Origin of the sequence: Ktedonobacter racemifer DSM 44963, assembly GCF_000178855.1 — a bacterium.
Classification (GTDB): Bacteria; Chloroflexota; Ktedonobacteria; order Ktedonobacterales; family Ktedonobacteraceae; genus Ktedonobacter; species Ktedonobacter racemifer.
Genome location: NZ_ADVG01000001.1, coordinates 630,888 through 655,134, shown reverse-complemented (window position 1 = coordinate 655,134; position 24,247 = coordinate 630,888). Strand labels below are relative to the sequence as shown.

The following is a 24,247-nucleotide window of genomic DNA, read 5'->3' as shown; positions in this document are numbered from 1 at the left end:
AATACATGATGAAAAATGCTGACTATGGGGCTTCCCGTCGGTACCACATGCGTTGTAGTTTCTGCTTTATTGCCGCTGTGCCAGGGCTTGAAACAGGAAAGGCTTTGCCTCTGCCTGAAAGTCTAAGAACGGGTACAACTGCTTTGCAATCCCTTCAAACACAAGGAGCGAAAGAATTGCCATGGTGAAGTTGATAGAACCACGCAATCCGAAGCGCCTTTCAATGTCGAAGATCTGGGCGGCAAAGGGCGCGACCTGAAATGTATCTGCCTTTGACCCTGTGCTTCGCTCAATGAGTGCCATCACTTCTCGCTCAAAACCTTCTCGGTCGAAGGTGGCTGGTTTGGAGAGCGCTGTCTCGTAGATGATGTGCGCACACTTTTTACCAGCATTGGTGGCAATGCCAAGGAAAAATTCGGCGAACTGATAACGGTCAGTCGGTTCCATTTTGGCAATGAACCCTGTATCCAAAATGACCACTTGCCCCCTTTTGCGCAGGTAGAGATTCCCAGGGTGTAGATCACAATGGATGAAGCCATCGAGGAAGATCATGTGGTACAGCACTCTGAGACCGGTGATGAGTGACTCCTGATACTCGGCCTCCTCCCAGTGAAGCTGATCAATCCTCACGAGCCCATCGATGAACTCCATCACCAAAATGGCCTGGCTGCAATACTTCTCGATAAGGACGGGGAACAGGACCTGGGGATTATGTGCGAACTGTTCTCGAAAGTGCCGTGTGTTATGAGCTTCGATCCGCAAATCCAACTGTTGCTCGATAGATGTTCCAAGCTCATTGACCATTTCGATGACAGGGACCAGCCGCAATGCGGGGATCCGTGATAGCCCCCTCGCCATGAAGCGCATAAGCCACAGATCTTTCTCTACTTTTTGCACGATACCTGGTCGGCGCACCTTGACTGCGACCCATTGGCCGCTGTGAAGGCGTGCGCGATAGACACTTGCAATACTGGCACTGGCAATGGGTTGCTCTTCGAACTCAGCAAACATCTCTGAGATGGATCGGCCGAACTCGGCCAGGAAGGCCGCTTGAACGTGGCGAAACGCAAAGGGCTTGACGCGATCCTGCAGTTTAGCCAGGGGCGCGATTATTTCTTGTGGAAACAGATCATGCCTCGTGCTCAGGATCTGCCCGATTTTGATAAAGGTCGCTCCCAGGGAAGCGCAAAGCTCTGCTATCGAGCGCCCAAGCAATGCTTGCGACGAGGAGCGCTGCTTCCCAAGTGTATTCCACAGCAATAGTGCCCCAAATCGGGTCACGTGAAAGCCGGTGTGCGCTAACAGTTCGCCAAGACGGAAACCTATCTTCAAGGGGAAAAAGGGCCTTTGTACAGCCTCTAAGGAGAAAGATCCGTTTGCCATTCCCAATCCCTGGGGTTTTGCCATCGTGAGACTCCTTCCCAATTTCTTCTACTGATACTCGGAGTATATCTGGAGAGGTGCTCTGAAGTCTTCTTCTCGTTTGCTACAAGCAACAGGAGGGACGTGCCGAAAAAAGAGCAATGGAAAAGAAGCAAAAAAAACAAAATTGTTCTATCTTTACCTAAAGATAGAACGTATCCTGCCTCGCCACTTTGATGTTCTCGTGTTGAAGGTTCTCTCTGTACACCACTGTTCCCAAGTGGTGTGCTCACCATACATGAGAGTGTTCATCTGAGCAGAAAGTGAGATGACGATGTCGCTTGACTATGATCGTGAGTTCATACTCGATCACTACCACCACCCTCGTAACTATGGTATGCTCGAGCAGCCTGATGGGCATTCCGAAGGCGTGAATCCCATCTGCGGTGATCGCGTGGCCCTGGATATACGGGTAGAGAATGGTCGTATTACGCGTATTGGTTTCCAGGGGCGGGGGTGCACCATTAGCCAGGCCTCTGCCTCTATCCTTACAGAAGTAGTCGAAAACCAAACGGTGGAAGAAGTGGCGACGCTCACGCAAGAAGCGTTTCTGGACACACTTGGTATCCCCATCAGTCCCGCACGCTCGAACTGTGCCTTTCTCGCATTACATGTATTGCACGCCTGTCTCAAGACGATAGAGCAAGATCCCTCCCCAACGACAGCAAAGGAGACGAATTGAGGAGCTTATGAGCGACGCTACATTTTCACGCCCCCTCTCTTCCGAGCCTCTTGCGGCGCATTCGCTGTTGCAAAAGCCGGTTTCAGACGATCGCCTGGCATGGCGTGCTTACTGGCAGGCGCATCAACAGCCCTGGCGTACTGAGCCAGAGATTGGCCAGGCGCGCCAAGACGTCCTGCAGTCCCATGCCCGCTTGTCAGCGAATATTGCCCAAGGAATATTCCCTTTTAAGGGCGTGCAATTGACGCGCGCCGATATTGAGTGGCTGATCGCGGCGCGGGAAGAAGGGCGCAGGCGTTTGGAGGAAGATTCCGCGCGACAACGCTTGCCTGGTTTGGATCTACGGGGCGCTGACCTGCGCTCAACGGACGTCGGTGCGCTGAATCTAGCAGGGCTGCCTCTTGCTCGTGTGCGAATCGGATTAGCGCGCAACGAGTGGAAAGGGAGGGATGCCACCTTGTTGCAGGCGGCATCAAGCAATATGGATGGGGTAGACTTCTTTGAGGCGCATTTAGAGGGAGCGTGCCTGGCAGGAGCCAGTCTGAACGCAGCGGATCTTCGCCTGGTGCATGGAGAAGGTGCTGATTTGCGTTATGCGCGCCTGGAGCACGCCAACCTCTCGGGCGCTCTATTCGAAGGAGCTAACCTGACCGGAGCACTGTTAGATCATGTCTATTTCACTGGTTGCCAACTTGGCTCTGCCAAACTGGTCCATGCTCGGCTCAATGGTGCAACCCTCTTTGGGGCGCAATTGCAAGGAGCGTTCCTGGTAGAGGTTGAGGCGAAGGGCGCGAATTTTACGGGATCACAACTGGCGGGCGCGGATCTGCGGAAGGCGAATTTGCAGGGAGCCAGTTTTCTTGGAGCGAATCTGCGAGGCGCTGATCTGTCTCAAGCGAATCTTGAAGGTGCCGTGTTCGTGGGCGCGCAACTAGAAGGGGCTAATTTGACCGCCGTGAGGTTGGCCGGGCGTGAGCGCGTCGGGCCGTCCCTGCTGGACGTGCAATGGGGGGCTACTCGCTTGAGCGTTGTTGATTGGTCGCAAATAGAAATGCTTGGTGATGAAGCGCATATCGCCCAACGCGAGAAGGCAATCGACGCTATGGAAGCGAAGGGCGAGTGGAAGAAGGCGATGTGGGCGAATCGGCAAGTATCTCATGTATTGCACCAGCAGGGATTATATGAAGAGGCAGCGTACTTTGCCCAGCGAGCTGAAGCACTACGTTCACACGCCTTCACACCCCTTTAGCGCGATAGGCATATGTACCAGAACCATGCCAGGATACCTCCGTATGACAGTCGGGGGCATCCTGGCACGGTTCCTTTTTCCCGTTGGGGAAGGGCCATTGCCCATGCGTTTGTGCTCTCGATCGGTGGGAGGAGAGGAAGAATAAAGGCCTGGTGGTGCATGGTTCAATACACTGTAATTCTGCTGTCAGGGCTCCAATGATTGCTTCCCAGGCTGAAGGTGGGTTTGCTGTTCCAGGGACGCCTCCTCAACTCCGATGGTGAGCACCCCTATGGGCCAGAGCGCCTGCGCCAGTTACAAGAAGCGGTGCAGGTCATTCTGGCTATGTGGACCCAGGAGGAGGCCACTTACGCGGGAAACTATTACCAGATTAGGGGTGCGATCAATCAGCCCAAAGGAGTGCAGCAACCACATATTCCTCTGCTGATCGGCGGAAGCGGTGAGCAGGTGACGCTCAAGTTGGTGGCACAATATGGTGATGCTGTAATCTACAGGGCAATCTTGCGATGCTGGAGCACAAGTTCGCGGTGCTCAAACAGCATTGCGAGACCATTGGACGAGACTACGAGAGCATTCATCGTACCGCCCTCACGCTCTGTATCATTGGTGAGACAGATGAGCAGGCCAGGGCTCTGATCCCAGGATGGGCGGATACCGTTTTCCCTGGAGATGTCGCGTCATATGGTCTCATTGGCACCCTTGAGACCATCCGTCAGCGTCTAGCCGCCTATGAGACAGTGGGTGCCCAGGGGCTGGTAATCCATTTCTTGGACGCGACCCGCCTGGATGACGTTCGTCTTTTCGCCAGAGCGTTCATCGCGTGAATAAAGAAAACGCTGCGGATAATCTTTGGGTAAAGTTACAAGGTATTCCTTAAAATACACATAGAGGTTGGCCCAGGATGTTAGCATGTCAGTTGCAGAGAGTGCGTCGTTTCGGTATCCTTGACAGGTAAAGCTGACGGGGACGCTCGATCAGTCCGCGGCGTCAGGGTTGGCCCGTTTGCACGATGGGATCTCAAGCCCGATAGGATGTTTGGCCACCCGTCGAATCCGCTCAACTGGGAGCGTGAAAGATCGCAGCCCGAATCGGTGTCTGAACACTGCGAAACCCAAACGGCGTACTCTCGTCCTTACTCGTTGCCTGAAAAAGGAGGAAATGCATGCTTGCATCTGTTTGTGGAGAACGTTTCGTAGCCCTGGATGTGCATAAGCACTATGTCGTTGTCGGAGCAGTCAATCCCTCTCAACAGGTAGTGCTTTCCCCTCGCCGAGTAGATCTGGATGATTTCTCCTCCTGGAGCCAGCAGCATCTGTGCTCGACCGATGCGGTGGTATTAGAAGCCACAACAAACGCCTGGCATCTCTGTGATCAGCTCCGTCCTCTGGTTTCTTCGGTCACGGTCGCTCATCCGAACCTCGTGAAACTGATTACCACTGCTCGAGTGAAGACTGATGCGCGCGATACGTTGCATCTCGCCCGCCTCCTAGCCGCAGGTCTCATTCCTGCGGTGTGGATCCCTCCTCAGGATGTGCGTGAGTTGCGAGGTCTCATCGCGCACCGTACCCGCTTGATCCGTCAGCGGACGCAGGCCAAGAATCGGCTGCGCAGCACCTTACATCGCTACAATATCATCCCTCCAGATGGAGGGCTCTTCCTCCAGGCTCAGCGTGGCTGGTGGGAGAAGCTTTCCCTCTCAGCGGTCGAGAAGCTGCGCATCCGCCAGGACTTGAATTTGTTGGAGAGCTTAGAGCCATTGATTGGAGAAGTGGAAACGGAGCTGACGCGCTTAAGTGGGACCGAGCCGTGGGTCAGCCAGGTGGTTTTTCTGCTCCAGGTGCCCGGCATTGGGGTCATCAATGCGCTCATTCTGCTGGCGGCGATCGGGGATATTACGCGTTTTCCCGGCGCGAAGCAGCTTGTGGGATATGCTGGCCTGGGAGCGAGTGTCCACGCTTGCAGTCCAGACCTACCAAACCGGCCACATTACCAAGCAGGGGCGAAAGGAAATGCGGGCAGCACTCGTTGAAGCGGCCTGGATGGCGGTCGAGCACCATCCTCATTGGAAAGACCAGTTCGAGCGACTAGCGATGCGGATTGGCAAGAGGAAAGCCATTGTGGCCATTGCTCGCAAGCTGCTCGTGATCATCTGGCATGTGCTTTCCAAACAGGAAGCTGATCGGCATGCTGACCAGGCGATGGTGACTCGGGCGATTATGGAATGGGCGCGCAACAAATCGACCGCGACGCGGCAAGGGCTTTCTCGTGTCGAATTCGTGCGTCGCGAGCTGGACCGGGTCGGAATCGGGGCTGAGATGGAGAGCTTCGTGTTCAATAGCCGAACCTACCATTTACCGGCATCGGCTCGTTCGGGCTAACCCTGCCAAAATTGACAAGGAAGCGAGCTCCGCTCGTCCTCCCATCACGTTTCTGGAAGAGATCACAGCAAATGCTGTGAGACCAGGGGATTTTGTGCCTGGCGAGAGGCAGCGTACCACGTTTTCTCTTTTTCTTCCCTCTTGACAAGGGTGCTTCATCGGTACATATAAAAATCGATCACTATGATCGATTTTTATATGTATCCTGGGCCTACCTCTAATATTGTAAATTTCGTTGGAGGACCTAATAGATCTGGTTGAGACGACAAGTGCATGCCGCTTCTTCTACCGGAAACTTCCTCCTCGACCGGCTTTACAAGAAGCCATAAGATTTGTCAAACAAGATGGAACCCATCGGCTCTCTGGCCCTAAGAGAGCACCAGATCAACTATGGACTGGCGTGAACAGTTGACCGGGTGCCAACTGCTGCACCCCGACAACGAATTGCATGATATCTGGGATCGATCCAGCGACGGTCAGTTCCACAGGAGGATGCGACGATGGTCGTACTGGGGTGCCTAAACTTGCTGCTTCACTGGCCCAGGCGGATGTGACCCATGCCGCGTAGGGAACGAAGGTTGCCGCTCCCCGCCTGGCCGGACGACGGCGAGCATTCCCGGTATTGATCGGGGTGACGGCAATCTTCTCGGCATAGGCAGCCACGAGCTTGCTCGCATCCACGGTCAAGACCACCTGCGGGCGGGGATTGCAGGCGGCTCGCTGTCGATTGAGTCGCGCCGGGTCGAGCCAGAAGAAGACGTGGGCATTGATGAGAGTGTACCATTCGGATGGGACGATGCCGATCAAGCAGGTTGCCAGGGCCACCGGAGGCATGGGCCGCTGATCCCGCAGCTGAACACCGTTCGGTAGTTCGGTATGCGTCAATCGCTGGTGCTTCTCCAATCGTTCCCGTTTCTCTCCGAGAATGCCCGCGAGATCCAGAAGTGTGCTAGCGCTGTGCAGACCGTCCCGCTTGATCGCAGGCCAATTTGCGGCTTCAGCCATATGGTAGAGAGAGGGAAGCTGAATCATTCCTTATTTATCGGCTTTCTGACCTCAAGAACTCCTCAAGATGATTTCTCTTGCAGGGCAACGTCGTGTAGCTCTAAGTGCGATCGAATCTCCTGTTCATGCGTTTCCCCCCAGGTCGCGATGGCTGCGATCACTGGTTCGAGCGTCTTGCCAAAGGCAGAGAGCGTGTACTCAACTTTGGGGGGAACCACAGGATACACTCTCCGTGTAATCAGCCCATCCGCTTCCAATTCACGTAACTGCTGAGTGAGCATCTTATCGGTAATATCGGGTAACATCCGTTTAAACTGACCAAACCGCATGGTTTGGTAGCGATACAATTTCCATAAAAGACGCGGCTTCCACTTTCCAGCCATCAATGCCAGTCCAGCATCGACTGGACACTGAAAGAAGCGGGCTTCTACATGTGTACTCATACTTTCCTCCAGGAGAGTATCCACCTTTTTTGTACGTTCTTGTTTTAAAGATAGCTCAATGGTATGCTTGTGTCAAGCCGGCGCGTATCACAGAGAGAGCGAGGTAATTATTCGTCCTCGCCTTCAAGGAATGAGAGGAATGTCAAAAGAAACACATGCTGAAACATCGAGAGAGCTGGACACGAGCGCGAGACACGCCCCAGAGCAAGCCGAAGAGACATGTTGTCCTATTGTTGTCCTATTATAGAATTGCGCCAATATATTCATCACCCAGGGAGACACGATGCGTTCATTGCCTTATTCGATGAATATTTCATTGAAGAGCAAGAGCGTTATGATGCGTTCATCCCTGGTCAATTTCGCGATCGCACCAACTCTGATCGATTCGTCTGGTTGCGTGGGTTTGCCGATATGCAAACGCGACGGACAGCGTTGCACGATTTCTACCATGTGAGGCCACTCTGGCAAGCGCATCGAACGGCGGCCAACGACACGATCAGTGATGTGAGCAACGTTTTCTTGCTCAAGCCAACTCACGCTGCCACTGGTTTTTGCCTCGACCCGGCAAACCGTCCGATGAGGGACGCGCCAGAAGTAGCAGGAGGGGTCATCATCGCGACCATCTCTGCTTTTGATGCACCAGTTGATCCGCGATTCGTGGATTTCTTTGAAAACACCATGACCCCTCTGCTGCGCTCGGCAGGAGCGACTCTTTTGGGGCACTTCGTGGCCGAACCAGCCGAGAACACCTATCCAGCGCTGCCAGTACGCGAAGGGGAAAACGTCTTCGTCTGGTTTGCTTCGTTCGCGGATGAGGAAGTTTATAGAAGCTATCATTCCGCTTTGACGCAAAGTCATGAGCCGAGGCGGCCACACGCTTTTTCTGCAAAGCGCTGCACACCACTGCGGATGTAACGCCTCAAGCTCGACACAGTGAGGAACAGGGAGCCCAACCCACGGCCTCGACAGTGATACTGACTCCTCGTGTGATCAATGTCGATAAAAACGCGGCCTATCCCAAGGCCATTGCCGATTTGAAAGCCGCTGGAGTCCTGCCTCAGCACGTGGAATTGCGACAGGTGAAATACCTCGACAATCTGATTGAACAAGACCATCGATTCATCAAACGCTTGACGAAGCCGGGGATGGTTTTTTTCTCGTTCGAGACAGCGTGGTGCACCTTACAAGGATACGAAATAATGAATATGCTGAGGAAAGGGCAAGTACAAGGAGTGCTAAAAGGAGATGTGGGAGGCCAGGCCGCGCTAGTCGCTACATTGTTTGGCGTGGCTGTTTAAGAAAGGTTGTGAGGAACAATCACGCCCAGTTTCTTCTTTGCAATTCCTTGCAACACAACCACACGACTTGGCTTTGCCCCTTTAGGCCCATTGGAGAAATTTACAAGCGCTTTGCCATCAACTGACTCCAGGAGCGGGGAGCAGGAACAATGCGAAATATCCCATCAGAATGGGGCAGTTATTTTTCTTCTCCCTTTTCCTCGCTAAGGATTTGTGGGCCTGATGGACAATTTGAAATTGTAGCTCATTCATCATGATGAGCAAGCTGATCTTCGGCTTTTGCCGTACAAGTAATGCTTCGATGCGCAGGTACTTTTCATAAACGGTTTGGCGCGGCGTGTGCCGCCGCCGTGCCTGAATTGGAGTACGGGCCATATCGGATGCTCTCTTCTTCACGAGCTGAGTCAGACAACGCTGTCGAAACGTCTCTTCTGACAAGATATCAAGCCATTGCTCAGCAGACGATAGTACCGTTGTCGTCAGCATCGAGGGCGGGAATGTGCCGCAATTTCTCAGGGTTGACGATGATATCGATCTCCTGGATCTGGTTATCGGTGCATGCAAGTACCATGACAAATATAGCCTTCCCCTTCTCAATGGCACGTTGATACCACGCAACCTGTTGTTTGATGTTCTCCTTTCCTTCCAGTCCCAGGCTGAGAAGTTGCTTTTCATCCAGACCTTTCTCCAGGTAGCCAATCAGACCCGGTTGGCCATTGATGAGCGTCGGTCGTATCGCTATCTTGACCAGATGGGGAAATTCCTGCTGAATTCCAAGCAGATAGCGAGCCACGCGATCGGGTCCATAAAGAGGATTGCGTGCCGCGCTTACTTTCCCTCCGCCATCGGTGTGGAGCACGATCTCGTCTGAGTGCACATGCAGCAGTCCTTCCATATCGCCGTTCATGCGCGCCTGTAAAAACTGCGTGAAGACCTGCCGTTGTTGAGCATGGGGTGCAGGCGCGTGGCTGCTGCGCGCGGGCAAATGCCGCCGTGCTCGGTGCATGACCTGACGGCAGTTCTCCGCGCTTTTTCCCACCATGGCCGCAATCTCTGCGTAATCGTAGTCGAAAACCTGGCGTAAGAGAAAGACGGCCCGTTCGATGGGAGACAAGCGCTCTAGCAGCAGGAGAAACGCTATGGAGAGAGATTCGGTTAGCTCCCAGAGATCGGACGGATCGGTGGTTTCGATCAGCGGCTCGGGGAGCAGAGGCCAACGTACGTTTCACGCTGCGTTTGAGCGGAGCGTAGCCGATCAATACATCTGCGCGTCACCAGTGTGCAGAGATAGGCTTTGGGATTTTCTATCGTTTCTTTCTGTTCGGAGGCATACCACTGCAAGAAGGCTTCCTGCACACAATCTTCAGCATCCATAACGCTGCCCAGCATGTGGTATGCGATGGAAAAGAGTTCGGAGGCAAGGTGCGCATAGAAACCCTCCTCGAGAGTCCGCATGGATCATTTGTGCTACACGATGATGCTTCAAAACCCGTGGTTTTTCTCGGAGTCACCTCGATGGATCTCAGGACTATGATCACCGGCTCTCGACTGATGCCGATGATGTCCGGCGCTTGATCGAGCATCTGACGGACCAACCAGCGCTCGTCTTTTGCAACAGTTTGGGAGCTATTGTCGCGCTCGAAGTCCTGGCCCATTCTCCCGAACGGGTCCAGACGGTGATTGCCCATGAGCCGCCAGTCGTTTCGCTGCTGCCCGATGCGGCGAAATGGTGGGCCTTTTTCGACAGGATTTACGATTCCCACCGCAAAAATGGGATTCCCAAGGCCATGCACCAATTTGCCAGCATGATTGTTGGAAAAGAAGACCATCAGGTGATTGAGTATTCTATGCGACAGCATGCGAACGAGTATGCTATGGCGAATGCTGCGTACTGGATAGAACATGAGGTGCGCCAGTATCCACGGGTTCAGCTTGATCTCGCGGCTCTTGCAAAGCACACTAGACAGATTGTGCTCATTGGAGGATGGGACGCCCAGGACAAGGTATCATATCAGTCGAATAAGGTGCTGGCGAGGCAGTTGGGACTCAATCTCATCGATTTCCCTGGCGGACACCTCGGCTTTATAACCTCTCCCGCCGAGTTTGCAAAGGAGCTCATGTGTTCTTGAGTAAAAGAAGGCCTCCAGTGGCTCGCGATCATCGGGATGGGTCTGCTCCTGCCTTATGGCCAAAGTGAACCATTGTAGAACGACCACTGTGTCCAGATTTACCTGGACACAGTGATCGTTCTACAATGGCTTTTATCTGGTGGAGCAGGAATTAATTATTCGATGTCTGACAGCCGCAGGAGCAGCCACCTTGTTGCTGAACCACTGGCATGGGTGTGCTTTTCACGTCAGCCACGGTGTATCCAGCGTTGCTCACTGCGCCCTCCATCTGTGGAGAGGCGATCTGCTCTGGCTGATACTGGACCTGGACCAACTTGGTTGCTAGATCCACCTGCACCTGCTCCACACCAGGCAACTGGGTCAGGGCTTTATCAATGGTATTGACGCAATGTTGACAACTCATATCTGGAACAGAAAGCGTCAGTTCTTGCATATGTCTTGTTCCTTTCGTTGATAGGCAATCTCGTAGATCCGAAAAACGTTTCTCTCTACAAGCTCTTTTTGCCCAAAAAGTTGCCCCTCTGACTTGTCATGTCAGAGGGGACAATCCTGGAGGATAAGCGGCAGACAGCTCTTCTTTATGCCTTAAACCATTCTTTCTGCCAACTCTGCATCTGCTGAACTTCCTGTGATTGGGTGGAAACAATATTTTGTCCCAGGGTCACCAGTTCAGGACGTTGGGTTTTCTCGGGGAGAAGTTTGGCCATATTGATGGCCTGCTGATGATGTTGGATCATCATCGTGGCAAACTGCTTATCGAAGTCGGTATCCTTCGCGTTCTTGAGCATGTCCATTGAACCCATCATGTCCATCATCCCTGGGACACTCATGGTATCTGTCAGTGGTTGCTCGTTATACCATTGTTTGAGCCACTGCTTCATCTCACCAATCTCACTGGTTTGAGCCTTGATGATATTGGCCGAGAGGGTATTGAGTTCAGGACGTTTAGTATGGGAGGGAACCAGTTGAGCCATATCAATTGCAGACTGATGATGCACAATCATCTCTTGCATAAATTTGATCTCAAAGTCTTTTCCACTCAGTGGTTTAAGGTTCTCAGTCATCGGGTCAGTTCCCGTTGAAGCCTGGGCCGAGGTTGCTGTGATGGTCGCAGTGTGCTTCATACCCGAGTGATCCATACCAGGCATGGTATTGGTATTTGACGTTGTTCCTCCACATGCTGCTAGGAGAAGCAGCAGGAAGAAAGAACTTATTGGAAGTATTCTAAATGGTTTCTTCATGACGAACCTATTTCCTTTATTTCAATTTACAAACGTCCATTGACACCTCCAAGAAGAAGGAAGCGCAATTTTTTACAACTCCTAGAAATATTATAAAACTCTTCGTACTACCAACAATAATACTGTTGATGATAGTAGATAAAGGCTTGAGGCATAGATGCTTGCACCTCCTGAGAAAAACGCATATGAGAGGAAGGCTGAAGCACATGTTGATCTTTCAGGTGAAGGCATACTGCAAGCCATAGAAGACGAGCACATTGATGCTTGCCCCCAGGAGGACGAAAAAGAAGAGCAGGCTGATTTGCCATGGAAGGGAGAGCTTCTTTTCTTGCTGCCAGTGAACAAGATCTTCTTGAGAGTGTAACCTGGTTCTCCAGACATACAACTGGTCGATTCGCTGCTCCGTGAGTGTTGCCATCTCAGCAAATGATGGCAACACGTTGCTCATGCCTAGCGGGGAGGGGTTTTCTATAGCATACAAGTTCACTTTGAGCAGGGCAGAGGCCAGGGCGAGTGGGCGGCGTGTTGCGAGTGTTGCCTGCTTGTCACAGGCCAATTCTTTTTCCTGTCTCATAGAGTTGCTCAAAGATAGCACGTACCAGGACACCTTGCTCGGCGGGCCGAGTCCAAATGAGCTCCATAATTTCTGCTTCTAAGTCTCCTAACACTTTTCGAATACCTGGCCGGTCGATACGGAACGTGGTGATATCGGGATCTGTGGACTCAGCCGTCATATGCGTTTCTCCTTGCCGCTTCTATTGCTCATGCCCGTTGAACGCTCTTCCGATGAGACGTCCTGGGAGCATCCCCTAGTGAGTATTGAAAATGGTGCTACTATTGTCAATCGTACGTAGAAAGACTGCACACGGTACTTCTCAGCTACCCTTGCCTGCCATATGTGGTATTTACTATCTATGATAGTACTATGTGGTATAAGAGTAAAAGCTTTTTACTGCCTGCGAAACGGCGTATGTGCCTACATTTGATGACACTTGTGTTAACGGTACTTGGAACGATATCTCCCACGGGATGCGCAACGAGATGAGAGTCTGTCATGTCTCACGCACTGCCTGTTCCTGCGCATCTAGGAGTGACACTTTCCGATCTCTTGTAACCTTACTCGTGCTTTGTCCAGTTTGAAAATTGACGCGTGTTCTTGACAAAAGAACAATCCTTACAAGAGGAGATCCCCGGACTCGGTGAGGTAGTGGCCTTCGACGTGAAGCATATTTATGCCTGGGTCACGCGAAAACAATCCACGCGCTTACGTTGACCGAGCGTTACGACAAAACCCGCGTTCTGCCGGGTGACCCTGACTGTACGCTTGGCGTCAAGCGTAGCAGCAACCAGGAGCAGCCCGATGGCTCCCTCAAGGAAAAGAAAGAATATGTGTGGGGCTATGGCTCTGGCGTGGTTGCTGCCACCACCCCGGACTATGGCGATGTGGTCATTGCCGAGTGCACACTCCCTTTCAATGAAGGGGATGTGACGTACTTTCGCCCTCTCTACCAGCAAGCCGTCGTCGCGCTAGAAGCCTTTCCAACGCATGTGACCGCCGATGCGGCCTTTGATGTCTGATATGTCTATGAGGCTGCCACTTGTCATGGAGGCATTGGAGCCGTTCCCAAGAATGGGCATGGGCATCCTGAGATGCAACGTGATCCTGACGGCGTGCCTAGGTGTGCCAAAGGGCTTCGCATGACGTCTCGCTTCACTTTCCAGCATGCCAACGGCTATCGTGCGCAACGCTTTGGCTGCCCTCTGCTCTTCCCTACCCTGATGGGTGAGGCCTGTGAACAGCCCTCATCCAATCATGGACAGGGATGCCACAAAGATCCCAATTGGGAGGCTGGTGGCCTCATGCGTGTGCTCTTAGATCGAACCAGCCCGTTCTACAAGGCGGTCTATACCCAGCGCACCAGTTGCGAACGCATCAACAGCCAGGCGAAAGAGCTGGGGATTGAACGGCTCCGGTTGTGCAACCGGCGTTCGATTGCCAATCTCAATACCTTAATCTATGTCATTATCAATGTGCGAGCACTACAACGAGCCATTTCTATCAATAAGAGACATCTACAAATGAATTAGTTGCGATCCTCTTAACACCGAGGAACAGGTGCGATCTTTGTATAATTACATTGAAACTATGGCTCATTTACAACAGCTATTACCTGTCCCTGACATTCTACGTGACTATGTGTTTGAGAAGCAAGATACTCTGTTTGAGAACTAGAGCGCTTTCGTGCCTAAAGAAAGAGGCCCCTGCTGGACAGGGAAGGTGTTTGGCTTCAGCCTCTCCAGTCCTCACCTTTCAAGTATGCGTGCTCAAATACGTCGTTGACTCACTTTGAGAAAGGTTGGAAAGAGCGATATTCCATTACAACACAACGTATAGCCTGGATTTATGGTGAGCATGAAGATTGCATCAGTTTGCCTCCTTCCCATTGATGAAGTTGAGCGTTTGGAACCTCACGTCATGGAAGAAATACTGAGTGACATTCATGATTTATTCGAGAAAAGCGGAAGTCATGATGCGCTTCTCGCAACTGGCGCACGTCCTGGAGGCTGAGTGGGCTGCGGCCCTGCATGGATGAGTGGGATAGGCCGGGTGACTGCGGAAGACCTGGTTAGGGAGATGTCGTTTCCGTAGTGGCGGACGGTGAGCGGCGAACCGCTGAGCAGGTGATAGCTGGCTTCTTTCGCTGTGACTTCGATGCGCAGACAACGGCCACGAAACACCATTTGGAAGGCGAGCCGTGTGATCTGTTCTGGCAATCGCGGAGCGAAGGAGAGCATGCCGCCTCGAATGCGCACGCCGCCGAAGCCCATGACCAGCGCTGTCCAGGCTCCCGCGAGCGAGGCGATGTGGATGCCGTCGCGCACATTGTGTTCCAGGTCATAGAGATCCATGAACGCCGCCTCGCCGAGGTAGTCGTAGGCAAGTTGAAGTTGGCCCACCTCGGCGGCAATGACTGCTTGCGTGGCTGCTGAGAGTGAGGAATCGCGCACGGTGAGCGGCTCATAGTAGGCGAAATTGCGCGCCTTCTGCTCTGGTGTGAATGCATCCCCACGCAGATGCATGGCGAGGATGAGGTCGGCCTGCTTGACGACCTGCTTGCGATAGAGGTCATAGTATGGGAAGTTCTTGAGCAGAGGATACTGCTCTGGCGTGGTCGTCGCGAAATCCCACACCTCATGCTCGGTGAAGGCTTCGTCCTGTGGGGTGACACCGAGGCGCTGGTCGTAGGGGATGAATATTCTCTCGGCCGCTTGTTGCCAGCTGTCTATCTCAGCGGCATCGACTCCAAGGGCCTGTGCGACTTCAGGATAGCGCTTTGCTGTTTCGGCTGCGGCGGAAAGGTTATGCTGTGCCATCAGGTTAGTGTAGACGTTATTGTCGACGAGAGCGCTATATTCGTCGGGTCCCGTGACCCCATTGATGCGGAATTGTCCCTCGGCGTTCTGGCATCCGAGTGAACGCCACAGCCTTGCCGTCTCGACGAGCAGCTCAAGGCCAACTTCCTGCTCGAACACTCTATCTTCGGTTGCCTCGATATACTGCGTGACAGCATAGGCAATGTCCGCGTTAATGTGGAATGCGGCAGTGCTGGCGGGCCAGTAACCTGAACTTTCTTCGCCATGGATCGTTCTCCACGGGAACGCGGCACCGCGTCGCCCGAGCAGGCGCGCGCGCTCCCTGGCTTGATCGAGAATCGAGGAGCGCCAGCGAAGCGCATCGGCGGCGGCATGAGGGAAGGTCAACGTCACCGCTGGGAGGACGAAGGTTTCTGTATCCCAGAAGGTGTGGCCGTCGTAGCCGGGACCCGTCAGGCCTTTCGCCGGGATGGGGCGCTGCTCGCCACGGCATCCCGCCTGCAGAATATGGAAGAGGGCGAAGCGCACCGCCTGCTGGATTTGCGGATCGCCCTCGATCTCGACATCTCCATGCCCCCAGAAAGCGTCCAGATAGGCACGCTGCTCAGCCAGGAGACCCTCCCAACCAGTCAGGCGGGCCACCGAGAGGGCAGCAATGACCTGGTCATGAATCGCGGGCCGTGAGCGTTGGCCTGACCAGCCATAGGCAAGGAATTTGACGATGCGAAGCCGTTGGCCTGGCTGCAAAGGAGCCGTGATGAAGGTGCGGACAACATCGGGAGTGCTTTGAGACTCCACAAAGGTTTCGGGTGGCCCCTCAATGTGATGGTCCATCGCGGCGCCTACTCGCAGACCGCTGACTCGGGTGTGATGAATCAGGAGCCCACTCGTGCCCTCTGCCTGGTGCTCTTCGCATTCGAGCGAAGAAGGGAGAACGGCCCCTCCTCGCGGATCTTTGCCCATAGCCGGGAGCGTCTCGTTGGCGACCAACTCCGACTGCACCACGACACGTACGGGAGCATCAAGCGGCTCGACCTCGTAGCTGACCGCTGCGACGGCCCGCTGCGTGAAAGACACCAGGCGCACTGACGATACGTTCACTGTGCGCCCCACTGGTGAGGTCCAGCACACGGTGCGGCGGAGCACGCCGTTGCGGATATCGAGCACGCGCTCGTGACGCTGGACCCGGCCATAGCGGACATCAAAGGGCTCATCGTCAACGAGAAGGCGAAGGACTTTGCCGTTGGTGACATTGATCACGGTCTGCCCCGACTCGGGATCACCGTATCCGATCTCTGCATAGGGGAGAGGGCGCTGTTCATAGAAGGAGTTCAGGTAGGTGCCGGGCAGCCCGTAGGGTTCCCCCTCATCGAGGTTGCCTCGTAGTCCTACATGTCCGTTGGCGAGGGCAAAAATGGACTCTGTCTGCGCCAGAACGTCGAGGTGAAGCTCCGTTTCTCGGATGTTCCAATCTTCAATGGTGAAGGAGGGATGCTGAATCATGACAAACCCATCCATTGTGTTGCACTGGAATGTCAGAACAATCTATGGAGGTATTGTACTTGTATGAGGAAAACTCAGGGGCTTTCCCGCCTGCAGAGATTTCTCTAGAAGGTATGCTCTATAGAGGTGGGAGACAGACATGTTCATTTGAAGAGCTGTCAGTCTAACACATCCTTACCTCTATCGCTGGAATGACACAGGTGAGAAGAAGGGAGCACATGATGAGGATGACAGGATACACCAAAAAGCTCGCCATTTTACCGTTTGATCATCGCTCCTCCTACATCAGTGGGTTGTTTGGCTGGAAGGAACCGCTCAATGTCGAGCAAGCGTTGACGGTCGCGGAGAGTAAGAGGGTCATCTACGAGGGGTTTCAAAAGGCTTGTGTCCCCAAAGAGGAGGCGGGTATCCTCGTGGATGAGCAATATGGCGTTGGCATCCTCCGCGACGCGGTACAACAGGGCGCCATCACGGCAGTCCCCGTGGAAAAAAGTGGACAGGACGAGTTCGATTTTGTCTATGGCGACGACTTCGCGCACCATATTGAGGCCATGCGGCCCACCTTCGCCAAGGCGTTGGTGCGCTATAATCCCGAAGGGAACCGCGCGCTGAATCAGCGCCAAACCCAACGGCTGAAACGTCTCTCCGACTACCTGCACCAATCGCCCTCTTTGTTCCTGTTTGAACTCCTTGTTCCGGCTGAGTTCCACCAGCTTGAACACGTTGATCAGAATAAAGACGCCTATGACACCCAGCTTCGGCCTCGCCTCATGGTCCAGGCCATAGAAGAATTGCGACAGGCTGGGGTGGAACCAGATGTCTGGAAAATTGAGGGGCTGGATCAACGCACCGATTGCGAGAAGATCGTCGAGGTCGCACACCGCAATGGTGGTCAGCATGTTGGCCTCATTGTGCTGGGGCGTGGAGCAAGCCAGGAGCGCGTCATTCACTGGCTCCAGACGGCTGCCAGCGTGCCCGGTTTTATCGGTTTTGCCGTTGGTCGCACCAGCTTCTGGAAAGCCGTGGTTGACTTTGAGGCCAAACGCCTCTCTCGGGAGGCCGCCGCGGCACAGATCGCGCAGAACTTTGAGGAATGGAACAAGAGCTTTGATGCGGGGCGCCAGGCAGGGATGGAGGCCCACGGCGGTCAGGGCCGCTAGCTCGCTTTCGGTGAGCGGTTGGTTGAGCACCGTCTTGACCAATTGCTCACTAAGCAAAAAGGTTCCCGCCTGGCTGTTTTCCAGCCGTCCTGCTGTGCTCCCGTATTGTCGAACCATCCTCACCGATTTTGCCTTTTTTCGACATCCGCCCGTTTCATCAACCACAAGGGAAGGAGATCCTGTGGGCATTACAGGATCATTCACCTGCTTTGCTCTCACTGTTCATAGGGGAGAGCGTGTGATCTCCTCAACTGCTAGAAAGCTGGGGACGCTCAGCCCGTTTTGCCTCATGGTTGGTTGCATCCTTTGCCATCACCGCGATAGCAGCAGAAGCCAGAACCACGTCCTTCAGCAAGAACTGTCCCATCAGGGTGAGCAAGGGAAAGCCTGTCACCCCTGGAGCAATCACGAAAATGGTCAACGTCCCGGCAAACAGCACCAGGGAGAGCAGCGCGACATAGCGCACCCAAAGGCCAGCGATGAGCAGGATGCCAGCAAGGACTTCAAGCACGCCGAGCACATAGACGGACGCGCTGAAGGCCAGGAAAGGAAGTGACCGGGAGAGCAATCGCACAACCGGTTGGGGAGTGATTAGATGGATGAGCCCAATCCAGAGCAGGACCAGGCCTAAGCTAATGCGCAAGAACGGCCCCGCGAGGTGTTCGGCGAAACGGAACAACGTCTTCATACGATCTCCTTTCTGGGGGTATCTGAGAACCACCTCGTGATAGGTGGACAACCAGATGACCAGCAAGAAACAAGGAGATCAACTCCTCGCGCCCAGCTATCTCAGCGGTGGAGCAAGCATCCATCATGCATACTTCCATCCGCTTCATACGTCGTTTCACCTGCTTCAGGTTGCTCGCCTTTGCCGCATCGCTTCTCTGTGCTGATACTTCCCTTCAGAACAATCAGAACAATCAGAACAATCAGAACAAGCTGCCTTCATCGAAAGTGGCTCTCCGTCACCTTCGACACCGTTGGGAAACCCTATCTGCAAACCTTTACCACGCGTCTCTGGAAAAAAGAGAGCCTCATACTCTGCTCGATTAAAAAGTTTCCCAACAGGGTCGCCTTCGGTGAGAGATGCGTTTGTTTGAATGCTCTCCTTTCAGCCAGGCGCTCAGAAGATCATGTGGAAAGCTCACGATTGATCCGAATCTCACCGTCAAAAACCGTCTGAACCTCTCCAAACAGCTCCGGCGTTCGTCCGCATTGGAGCACCATTCCAGGAGCGCCAGCAGGATCTTCAAGATGGCGACCCCTGAGTTGGAGTAGGAGCCAAACCTAATTGCTGTAACATGCCCAGCTGATCTGAGCTGCCCCAGCGCTCAACTAGCTGGCCGTTTGCGAACTTCGCAATCTGGAGGCCGCGCACCTTCACCTGCTTGCCCGTTGGAGGAAACCCCAAGTACACCCCTTTGTGCGTGCCAGTCAGGGTATACGCAACCGCAATCCTGTCTTCGTCAGCGACAACCTGGTCGTACGTCAAGTGCAGGTCTGGGAAGGCTGTACGAAACTCTTTGAAAAAGTGCTCGTAGCCCTCTGGTCCTCGACCTTGCCCAGGTGCTGGATCATGGTCAACAGCATCTGGTGCGACGACCTCATAGAAAGCATGATAATCCCCCCCGGCAGCTTCAGCGAAGCGCTGCTGGGCAGCGAAGTTTTGTTCTTTCGGCATGTCTTCCTCCTGGACTTTGCGTCCCTCATGGTACCGTTTCACGCTGTTTTCTCCCCTTTTCAGTATCGGCATCTCGGCAAAGCCAGCAGTCTGAGGCTTTTTCGCCCAGAGTCAAAGAGTCGCTCTGCATCAGTCAAGGAAGCTCATCTCTCACCAAGAGTGACGGAGAGCCCAATGGTTTAACTTTTGTCAAAAGAACCCCCCGTCGATACCTCATCTGCGGCTGTTTGCGGAGTACAATCTCGTTTGGCGTCGAGATTGGCGCTCTGCGCTGGTGGACGCATTCCTTCGTGTGGTCCAAGAAGTTTTGCCGCAAGAAGCGAGAGAAGAAATGGTAAAGTAAAGGCAAGTGAACCGCACCACAGGAGGGTGATATGCTTAGCAGGCACCTTGCCTAAACCTACCTCGAAGCCGTGGGGAGAGCACCTTTCTTGCCAGCCACCGGAGTTTCACGTACTAACCTCAGCCCTTGTTCTGGTCGATGACCGTCTGCAAGAAGCCCCGGCAGTATTGCCATCCAGTTAGTTGTCCATTATGCTCCTCCTGCTGTTCCAAAGCGTTCAGTCCTGATGTACACGGTATCGTATCCCAGAGTGACGAGATGGGTCGCGACAGTTTCGACGAACGACGTTGGACCGCAGATATAGATCAATGGGTTGTGCCCTTTGCCAGGCGGTTGAGTTCGTCACGGTAGATCACGTCCGCCTCTGACCGTGAAGAGTAGAGCAGGCGAGTCGCAACGGTACTCCCCACGGCAGCGCGGTGGCGAATCATCGCCATGAGCGGCACGATGCCTGATCCCCCGGCTACCAGCAAGAAGGGACCACCCATCTGTGCCTCCCAGACGAAGTACCCCCCAATCGGGCCGCGCAGTTCCAGTTGGTCACCGACACGGAGCTCACCCGCGAGGTAGGGGGACACTTCCCCGTCATCGAGCCGTTCGACGGTGAGCGTCACACGGGGTTCCTGCTGGGGAGCAGACGCGATCGAATAGCTGCGCTCCGCCTGGTAGCCGTCTTCAGCCGTGAGTCGCACATCCACGTGCTGTCCCGGCCGATGCCCGTTCCAATGCGGGACGGCGAGCGTGATGCTCTTCGCCCGCGCTGTTTCTTCCCGCGTCGCAACCACCTCGCCGAGCTGCCAGCTTAGTCGCCCTGGTACCGTTCTTCGTTCCATGGATCACCGTGATTGTGATAGCCAAGCGACTCCCAGAAGCCCGGTTCATCCTGATCGACCAATCGCAGACCCCGGACCCACTTGGCGCTCTTCCAGAAATAGAGGTGGGGAACCAGCAGGCGTGCTGGGCCGCCGTGTTGGGGGTCCAGGGGCTGGCCTTCATAAGTATCGACCACCCACGCCTTTCCACCCAGGACGTCTTCCAGAGGCAGGTTGGTGGTATAGCCACCATCACAGAACGCGATGACAAACCTGGCGCTGGTGGTGACCCGTGAGAGCAGTGTATCGAGGGAGACCCCCTCCCAGTGGGTATCCAGCTTTGACCACCTGGTGACACAGTGGATATCCTGCGTCACCGCTTCACGGAGCAAGGCGCGAAAGTCGTCCCAGGTCCAGCGTAGCGGTTGATCTACTTCCCCCTGAATGGTGAAATCCCAGGTGCCCAGGGGGGTATGGGGAGTTGCCCCTGCCGACAACACGGGAAAGCTTCGCTCAAGATGTTGCCCTGGTGGAATGCGTGCGCTCAGTTCACTCTCCTAGCGCCGACCATGAAATCCTCGTGAAAAAAACCTACGTCGGTAATCTTTCCTTGATGAGCTTTTCCTCAAGAGTCGCAAGGTACCTTTCGGACGATTGGCGGAAGCGGTATTGCATGCGCCGTGTTTCGTGACGATGGTTCAATTCGCTGCGCAAGGTACGCCATCGGGTGAGATCGGTCGGACAAAGCTCTGGTCCAGAAAAAGGGTGCAGACGGGAAGCAACAGAGGCTACTACTCGCACAGCGCCACGGACGACCAAGCCTGGTGACGCCTGCTTTCGCCCGGTCGCTCGCCGTTCGTGATAACGTGCTGAGCCAAAATACTGCACCAATTCGTTGTTGGTGCGTGGGAGATCGGGAAGATCATAGCAGTGAAAGAGGCCAGGCCAATAGCTGATGGTCACTTTGCGAAACGTCGAGAGCATCGTGATGAGGGTCTCGAAGGAGGAAGGCGCTTGCTCCATTTCCGCCAGGAGTTGTTCATAGTCGTGCCTCACTTGAGCAGTTGATCGCTTTTCTTCATTGGAGAGGATATGCGCAGCACGATGGACCCACGCATATCCGAGTTTTACGTCTGACCAGAGTGCCGTTGTCCGCGTGAGTCCTTTCATCAGGAAAAGTTGCATGCGTTCTAACTCACGCGGTAAGCCCCTTTTTCAGAGACCCGGGTGAGTGAGGCCACAATGGCGGAGAGACGTTTGTAGAGTTTCAGACCAGGAGCTTCTAACGGTGGTCTGCCATCGTCAGTTAAAGCGCTTCGGACTGCCAGACAATAGCCACGAATCGCTTCGGCCTCTGCATCATTCCGTTTTTCGACAGCTCGTTCAATCGGATGGACTCCGCGAATATGCTTTTTCAGTTCTTTCTTAGCGTGCCGATCCGCTTCATAGACAGGCTTGGCCGCTTCACGCAGATAATGGAAATGGCACAGTTGATGCGGAACGTCTGGCAACACCTTCTGAACCGCCTTGCGAATCGAGTGTTGCCCATCAGAGATGACTCCACGAATGGAAACGTCAAGCGCCTGTTGGACCTCGCTCAGGAGATTAGCGAGGTCCGCCTCACAGGCGCTGAGGAGACTCCGAGCGAGGAGAATTTCCCCAGAGAGACAATCTCGTAACACCCAGAGCACTTCATGGCTCACGTCTGGTGGTAAACCATCAAGAGCAAGGATAACCTGCCCTTGTTCTTTGAAACAGTCTCGTAATCGAGGCTTTTCCGAAAGGTTGAGTGCGATCAGTTCCTCATAGCGCTGGAGCAAATGGGTCACAGTTCGCTCGGCGATCTGAACTCCTCGATCACAGAGCGCCTGATGGATTTCAGGAATACTCCGGTGAGTGGTATAGCGCAGCGTGCCAACCAGAGCAATCACGTCCAGGCCGAACTCACCGTGCGGTAAGGCCCATCCTCCCTCTTCTTCTGGTCGATAGGGGCAATGATACCGTTCACACTGGTGATTGCGACAACGACGGACATGAAGTGTCAGGCGATAGACCCCATGCAGCGTCGTAATAGACCGATGAGTATGGTAAGCGACCCACATGGGTTGGCCGCACACGACGCAATGCGTGCGCTGTGGGGTCAATGTCTGTTCTGCCGTCGTTTTAGCTCGATATCCCCTTCTTGCCATCGCATTCTCCTCATGCGAGCGAGCAAAGATCATCGCACAAATCGTTCGCTGCCTCTTTGGGCAGGGATCTTCGCTCACTCTTTCCTTCAGCAACGAGATCATAAAGAATGAAGGGATGCTTTTCGTTCCTCACGATTCCGGCTGAAACAAACGTGTTTCTGTGATACCACCGCGTGTGTGATGGACTTTGTGGAAGCGGAAGACGGTATGGTATTCTGCAAGTTATGGCGTGATCTTCGCTGCTTTCACCGCTGGCATAATCTGTTCAGCCAAGAGCCGTAGCGTTTCCATATCGTCTCGAAAGAGTGAGCAGATAAAATACTGGACGCCCGCAGAGGCCAGAGCCTGATAGGAGGAAATCACCTCTTGCGGCACTCCTGCGATCAGGCTTGATCCGAACATCTTGAGCCACCCCTGCGGTAAGTTGTCGAGTTTGGCATGCAGCATCTCGTGGGTCTCGGCCAAGACCAGTGGGAAGGTCAGATGGCTGCGCAGGATCGAGTCGTAGGGACGTTCCTGTGCTTCACAGTGGCTCCGCAAGACATCGTACTTGCGCACTACGTCGGACATCTGATAGGCCCCGCCCATGACAGCATGTGCACCAAAGTTGGCGACATCGGCATATTGAGCCACCTGTCGCAGAGTCACGCGCTCACCCCCACCAGCGATCAGCAACGGGATACGGGGCTGTTGTACCGGCTTGCCAGGCAAACGAGCCTGTTGTGCCTGAAGAGGAGTTCCCTCAAAGGTGAACTCCTCGCTCTGCCACAATCCCACGATGGTCTGGATCGCCTCTGCCAGCGCCTGCTGCCGTGCTTTAGTGCTCTGGAGCGCAATACCAAGCTGTTCAAACTCCTGGGGCAAATCTCCAATGCCCACACCAAGAATCACGCGTCCATTGCTCAGACGATCCACGTCAGCTGCCAGGCGCGCGAGCATGGCGGGGCTGCGGTAGAAGATACAACTGACCAGGGTGCCCAGACGAATCTTCTTTGTCGCCTGAGCCGCAATGGTCAGGGTGATCCAGGCGTCCTGAGATAACATGGGATGATCACTGGCCCAGTACGAGTCGAAGGCAAGACCTTCTACCATCTGCACCCAATCGCGTTGCTCTTGCCAGTCGGTGCCCTGATCCATCATCTGAGCGCCGAAGCGGATCTTGTGCTGTCCTTCGGCTACCCAGGGATGTGTGATCCATGGTGCCACCTCTTCACGCGGCTCGGCTTTGCTGTCCCTCTGCTCATCGTGTGTATCCATCTGTTCCTCCTTCAATGTTTCTCAATATGGTCGATCATGTTGTGCCAACCCTGCTGTTCTTAGAGGAGAAGTGTAGTGGA

At 54.2% G+C, this 24,247-nt stretch carries 25 protein-coding genes and 4 pseudogenes; 12 read left to right on the top strand and 17 right to left on the bottom strand.

The genetic code is table 11. The features are described 5' to 3' along the window. Positions 1-66: 66 nt before the first annotated feature. Positions 67-1,407 carry an ABC1 kinase family protein gene (locus KRAC_RS03080; protein WP_007904398.1) on the bottom strand — a complete coding sequence of 447 codons (1,341 nt, stop codon included), beginning with the start codon at positions 1,405-1,407 and terminating at the stop codon, positions 67-69. 283 nt (positions 1,408-1,690) lie between these two features. Here KRAC_RS03080 and KRAC_RS03075 point away from each other — a divergent pair, with 283 nt between their 5' ends. The 6 genes and pseudogenes from KRAC_RS03075 (at position 1,691) to KRAC_RS78075 (ending at position 5,731) form a co-directional block, all read left to right on the top strand. Further along, positions 1,691-2,104 carry an iron-sulfur cluster assembly scaffold protein gene (locus tag KRAC_RS03075; RefSeq protein WP_211221239.1) on the top strand — a complete coding sequence of 138 codons (414 nt, stop codon included), beginning with the start codon at positions 1,691-1,693 and terminating at the stop codon, positions 2,102-2,104. 7 nt (positions 2,105-2,111) lie between these two features. Beyond that, positions 2,112-3,353 (top strand): pentapeptide repeat-containing protein, encoded by a 1,242-nt coding sequence (locus KRAC_RS60620; protein WP_007904396.1) that lies wholly within the window; start codon positions 2,112-2,114, stop codon positions 3,351-3,353. 324 nt (positions 3,354-3,677) lie between these two features. Beyond that, a pseudogene (locus KRAC_RS75390) lies at positions 3,678-3,782 on the top strand (LLM class F420-dependent oxidoreductase); the annotation flags it as partial. 77 nt (positions 3,783-3,859) lie between these two features. Continuing rightward, positions 3,860-4,177 (top strand): LLM class oxidoreductase, encoded by a 318-nt coding sequence (locus KRAC_RS75385; RefSeq protein WP_052567926.1) that lies wholly within the window; start codon positions 3,860-3,862, stop codon positions 4,175-4,177. Positions 4,178-4,515: 338 nt separating this feature from the next. Continuing rightward, the gene (locus tag KRAC_RS03060; protein WP_007904395.1) at positions 4,516-5,382 is read left to right on the top strand and encodes an IS110 family RNA-guided transposase; all 867 of its coding nucleotides are present in this window, start codon (positions 4,516-4,518) and stop codon (positions 5,380-5,382) included. Beyond that, entirely contained in the window at positions 5,363-5,731 is a 369-nt protein-coding gene (locus KRAC_RS78075; RefSeq protein ID WP_007904394.1) for a hypothetical protein, read from the top strand. The genes KRAC_RS03060 and KRAC_RS78075 overlap by 20 nt, the downstream gene beginning before the upstream one ends. Positions 5,732-6,115: 384 nt before the next feature. Here KRAC_RS78075 and KRAC_RS03050 read toward each other — a convergent pair whose 3' ends face one another. Continuing rightward, positions 6,116-6,763, bottom strand: a complete 648-nt coding sequence (locus KRAC_RS03050) for a DUF7002 family protein (RefSeq protein WP_007904393.1) — start codon at positions 6,761-6,763, stop codon at positions 6,116-6,118. 35 nt (positions 6,764-6,798) lie between these two features. Beyond that, positions 6,799-7,179, bottom strand: a complete 381-nt coding sequence (locus tag KRAC_RS75380; protein WP_007904391.1) for a winged helix-turn-helix transcriptional regulator — start codon at positions 7,177-7,179, stop codon at positions 6,799-6,801. 219 nt (positions 7,180-7,398) lie between these two features. Between KRAC_RS75380 and KRAC_RS03040 the strand changes: the two genes are divergently transcribed. Together KRAC_RS03040 and KRAC_RS03035 are read left to right on the top strand one after the other, a co-directional pair. Beyond that, a complete protein-coding gene (locus KRAC_RS03040) occupies positions 7,399-8,094 on the top strand; it encodes an NIPSNAP family protein (protein WP_007904389.1) in 696 nt (231 codons plus the stop codon). Next, a pseudogene (locus tag KRAC_RS03035) lies at positions 8,040-8,477 on the top strand (DDE-type integrase/transposase/recombinase); the annotation flags it as partial. The gene KRAC_RS03040 and the pseudogene KRAC_RS03035, both read left to right, overlap by 55 nt. A 117-nt stretch (positions 8,478-8,594) precedes the next feature. Here the strand turns inward: KRAC_RS03035 and KRAC_RS03030 are convergent. The 3 genes from KRAC_RS03030 to KRAC_RS74370 form a co-directional block, all read right to left on the bottom strand. Then, positions 8,595-8,852, bottom strand: a complete 258-nt coding sequence (locus tag KRAC_RS03030; RefSeq protein WP_007904386.1) for a hypothetical protein — start codon at positions 8,850-8,852, stop codon at positions 8,595-8,597. Positions 8,853-8,931: 79 nt separating this feature from the next. Beyond that, positions 8,932-9,591, bottom strand: coding sequence for a sigma factor-like helix-turn-helix DNA-binding protein (locus KRAC_RS03025; protein ID WP_052567924.1), 660 nt, complete (start codon positions 9,589-9,591; stop codon positions 8,932-8,934). 77 nt (positions 9,592-9,668) lie between these two features. Continuing rightward, positions 9,669-9,932 carry a sigma factor gene (locus KRAC_RS74370; protein ID WP_052567922.1) on the bottom strand — a complete coding sequence of 88 codons (264 nt, stop codon included), beginning with the start codon at positions 9,930-9,932 and terminating at the stop codon, positions 9,669-9,671. A gap of 47 nt (positions 9,933-9,979) precedes the next feature. Between KRAC_RS74370 and KRAC_RS03020 the strand changes: the two are divergent. Further along, positions 9,980-10,606, top strand: a pseudogene (locus KRAC_RS03020) (alpha/beta fold hydrolase); the annotation flags it as partial. A gap of 151 nt (positions 10,607-10,757) precedes the next feature. On the opposite strand, the gene KRAC_RS03015 reads toward KRAC_RS03020, so the two are convergent. The 4 genes from KRAC_RS03015 to KRAC_RS03000 form a co-directional block, all read right to left on the bottom strand. Beyond that, complete coding sequence (locus tag KRAC_RS03015; protein ID WP_007904384.1) at positions 10,758-11,039, bottom strand: heavy-metal-associated domain-containing protein; 282 nt, start codon at positions 11,037-11,039, stop codon at positions 10,758-10,760. Positions 11,040-11,184: 145 nt separating this feature from the next. Further along, the gene (locus tag KRAC_RS03010) at positions 11,185-11,847 is read right to left on the bottom strand and encodes a DUF305 domain-containing protein (RefSeq protein WP_007904382.1); all 663 of its coding nucleotides are present in this window, start codon (positions 11,845-11,847) and stop codon (positions 11,185-11,187) included. A 217-nt stretch (positions 11,848-12,064) separates the two neighbouring features. After that, entirely contained in the window at positions 12,065-12,421 is a 357-nt protein-coding gene (locus KRAC_RS03005) for a M48 family metalloprotease (RefSeq protein ID WP_007904380.1), read from the bottom strand. Next, positions 12,393-12,581, bottom strand: coding sequence for a hypothetical protein (locus tag KRAC_RS03000; RefSeq protein WP_007904379.1), 189 nt, complete (start codon positions 12,579-12,581; stop codon positions 12,393-12,395). The genes KRAC_RS03005 and KRAC_RS03000 overlap by 29 nt, the downstream gene beginning before the upstream one ends. A gap of 535 nt (positions 12,582-13,116) precedes the next feature. On the opposite strand from KRAC_RS03000, the gene KRAC_RS75375 reads away from it, so the two are divergent. Both KRAC_RS75375 and KRAC_RS75370 read left to right on the top strand, forming a co-directional pair. Continuing rightward, a complete protein-coding gene (locus tag KRAC_RS75375; protein ID WP_007904378.1) occupies positions 13,117-13,425 on the top strand; it encodes a hypothetical protein in 309 nt (102 codons plus the stop codon). Between the two features lie 120 nt (positions 13,426-13,545). Further along, positions 13,546-13,935 carry a hypothetical protein gene (locus tag KRAC_RS75370; protein WP_007904377.1) on the top strand — a complete coding sequence of 130 codons (390 nt, stop codon included), beginning with the start codon at positions 13,546-13,548 and terminating at the stop codon, positions 13,933-13,935. 438 nt (positions 13,936-14,373) lie between these two features. On the opposite strand, the gene KRAC_RS02985 is transcribed toward KRAC_RS75370, so the two are convergent. Continuing rightward, positions 14,374-16,725 carry a glycoside hydrolase family 65 protein gene (locus tag KRAC_RS02985; protein WP_007904373.1) on the bottom strand — a complete coding sequence of 784 codons (2,352 nt, stop codon included), beginning with the start codon at positions 16,723-16,725 and terminating at the stop codon, positions 14,374-14,376. Positions 16,726-16,943: 218 nt separating this feature from the next. Here KRAC_RS02985 and KRAC_RS02980 point away from each other — a divergent pair, with 218 nt between their 5' ends. Further along, positions 16,944-17,885 carry a 2-deoxy-5-keto-D-gluconate 6-phosphate aldolase domain-containing protein gene (locus KRAC_RS02980; RefSeq protein ID WP_211221238.1) on the top strand — a complete coding sequence of 314 codons (942 nt, stop codon included), beginning with the start codon at positions 16,944-16,946 and terminating at the stop codon, positions 17,883-17,885. 247 nt (positions 17,886-18,132) lie between these two features. On the opposite strand, the gene KRAC_RS02975 is transcribed toward KRAC_RS02980, so the two are convergent. From KRAC_RS02975 to KRAC_RS60600, 6 genes and pseudogenes are all read right to left on the bottom strand, one after another. Beyond that, on the bottom strand, positions 18,133-18,573 hold the full coding sequence (locus tag KRAC_RS02975) for a DUF417 family protein (RefSeq protein ID WP_007904369.1): 441 nt from the start codon (positions 18,571-18,573) through the stop codon (positions 18,133-18,135). 561 nt (positions 18,574-19,134) lie between these two features. Beyond that, entirely contained in the window at positions 19,135-19,566 is a 432-nt protein-coding gene (locus KRAC_RS02965; RefSeq protein ID WP_007904366.1) for an ester cyclase, read from the bottom strand. A gap of 532 nt (positions 19,567-20,098) precedes the next feature. Beyond that, positions 20,099-20,742: pseudogene (locus KRAC_RS02960) on the bottom strand (ferredoxin reductase). Beyond that, positions 20,712-21,269 (bottom strand): sulfite oxidase-like oxidoreductase, encoded by a 558-nt coding sequence (locus KRAC_RS02955; RefSeq protein WP_085954387.1) that lies wholly within the window; start codon positions 21,267-21,269, stop codon positions 20,712-20,714. The pseudogene KRAC_RS02960 and the gene KRAC_RS02955 overlap by 31 nt, the downstream one beginning before the upstream one ends. Positions 21,270-21,312: 43 nt before the next feature. Continuing rightward, a protein-coding gene (locus KRAC_RS75365; RefSeq protein ID WP_085954398.1) for a transposase occupies positions 21,313-22,823 on the bottom strand; the annotation gives its coding sequence in 2 pieces (ribosomal slippage) (positions 21,313-21,932 and positions 21,932-22,823; 1,512 coding nt in all). A gap of 309 nt (positions 22,824-23,132) precedes the next feature. Next, positions 23,133-24,167: an LLM class flavin-dependent oxidoreductase gene (locus tag KRAC_RS60600; RefSeq protein WP_007904359.1), complete on the bottom strand. Its 1,035-nt coding sequence runs from the start codon at positions 24,165-24,167 to the stop codon at positions 23,133-23,135. Between the last annotated feature and the right edge of the window lie 80 nt (positions 24,168-24,247).

What these genes read in the sequence shown, in the direction of transcription:
- KRAC_RS03080 (WP_007904398.1), bottom strand. Translation starts at nt 1,407, where the DNA reads ATGGCAAAACCCCAGGGATTGGGAATGGCAAACGGATCTTTCTCCTTA.
- KRAC_RS03075 (WP_211221239.1), top strand. Translation starts at nt 1,691, where the DNA reads ATGACGATGTCGCTTGACTATGATCGTGAGTTCATACTCGATCACTAC.
- KRAC_RS60620 (WP_007904396.1), top strand. Translation starts at nt 2,112, where the DNA reads ATGAGCGACGCTACATTTTCACGCCCCCTCTCTTCCGAGCCTCTTGCG.
- KRAC_RS75385 (WP_052567926.1), top strand. Translation starts at nt 3,860, where the DNA reads ATGCTGGAGCACAAGTTCGCGGTGCTCAAACAGCATTGCGAGACCATT.
- KRAC_RS03060 (WP_007904395.1), top strand. Translation starts at nt 4,516, where the DNA reads ATGCTTGCATCTGTTTGTGGAGAACGTTTCGTAGCCCTGGATGTGCAT.
- KRAC_RS78075 (WP_007904394.1), top strand. Translation starts at nt 5,363, where the DNA reads ATGCGGGCAGCACTCGTTGAAGCGGCCTGGATGGCGGTCGAGCACCAT.
- KRAC_RS03050 (WP_007904393.1), bottom strand. Translation starts at nt 6,763, where the DNA reads ATGATTCAGCTTCCCTCTCTCTACCATATGGCTGAAGCCGCAAATTGG.
- KRAC_RS75380 (WP_007904391.1), bottom strand. Translation starts at nt 7,179, where the DNA reads ATGAGTACACATGTAGAAGCCCGCTTCTTTCAGTGTCCAGTCGATGCT.
- KRAC_RS03040 (WP_007904389.1), top strand. Translation starts at nt 7,399, where the DNA reads ATGTTGTCCTATTGTTGTCCTATTATAGAATTGCGCCAATATATTCAT.
- KRAC_RS03030 (WP_007904386.1), bottom strand. Translation starts at nt 8,852, where the DNA reads ATGGCCCGTACTCCAATTCAGGCACGGCGGCGGCACACGCCGCGCCAA.
- KRAC_RS74370 (WP_052567922.1), bottom strand. Translation starts at nt 9,932, where the DNA reads ATGCGGACTCTCGAGGAGGGTTTCTATGCGCACCTTGCCTCCGAACTC.
- KRAC_RS03015 (WP_007904384.1), bottom strand. Translation starts at nt 11,039, where the DNA reads ATGCAAGAACTGACGCTTTCTGTTCCAGATATGAGTTGTCAACATTGC.
- KRAC_RS03010 (WP_007904382.1), bottom strand. Translation starts at nt 11,847, where the DNA reads ATGAAGAAACCATTTAGAATACTTCCAATAAGTTCTTTCTTCCTGCTG.
- KRAC_RS03005 (WP_007904380.1), bottom strand. Translation starts at nt 12,421, where the DNA reads ATGAGACAGGAAAAAGAATTGGCCTGTGACAAGCAGGCAACACTCGCA.
- KRAC_RS03000 (WP_007904379.1), bottom strand. Translation starts at nt 12,581, where the DNA reads ATGACGGCTGAGTCCACAGATCCCGATATCACCACGTTCCGTATCGAC.
- KRAC_RS75370 (WP_007904377.1), top strand. Translation starts at nt 13,546, where the DNA reads ATGACGTCTCGCTTCACTTTCCAGCATGCCAACGGCTATCGTGCGCAA.
- KRAC_RS02985 (WP_007904373.1), bottom strand. Translation starts at nt 16,725, where the DNA reads ATGATTCAGCATCCCTCCTTCACCATTGAAGATTGGAACATCCGAGAA.
- KRAC_RS02980 (WP_211221238.1), top strand. Translation starts at nt 16,944, where the DNA reads ATGATGAGGATGACAGGATACACCAAAAAGCTCGCCATTTTACCGTTT.
- KRAC_RS02975 (WP_007904369.1), bottom strand. Translation starts at nt 18,573, where the DNA reads ATGAAGACGTTGTTCCGTTTCGCCGAACACCTCGCGGGGCCGTTCTTG.
- KRAC_RS02965 (WP_007904366.1), bottom strand. Translation starts at nt 19,566, where the DNA reads ATGCCGAAAGAACAAAACTTCGCTGCCCAGCAGCGCTTCGCTGAAGCT.
- KRAC_RS60600 (WP_007904359.1), bottom strand. Translation starts at nt 24,167, where the DNA reads ATGGATACACACGATGAGCAGAGGGACAGCAAAGCCGAGCCGCGTGAA.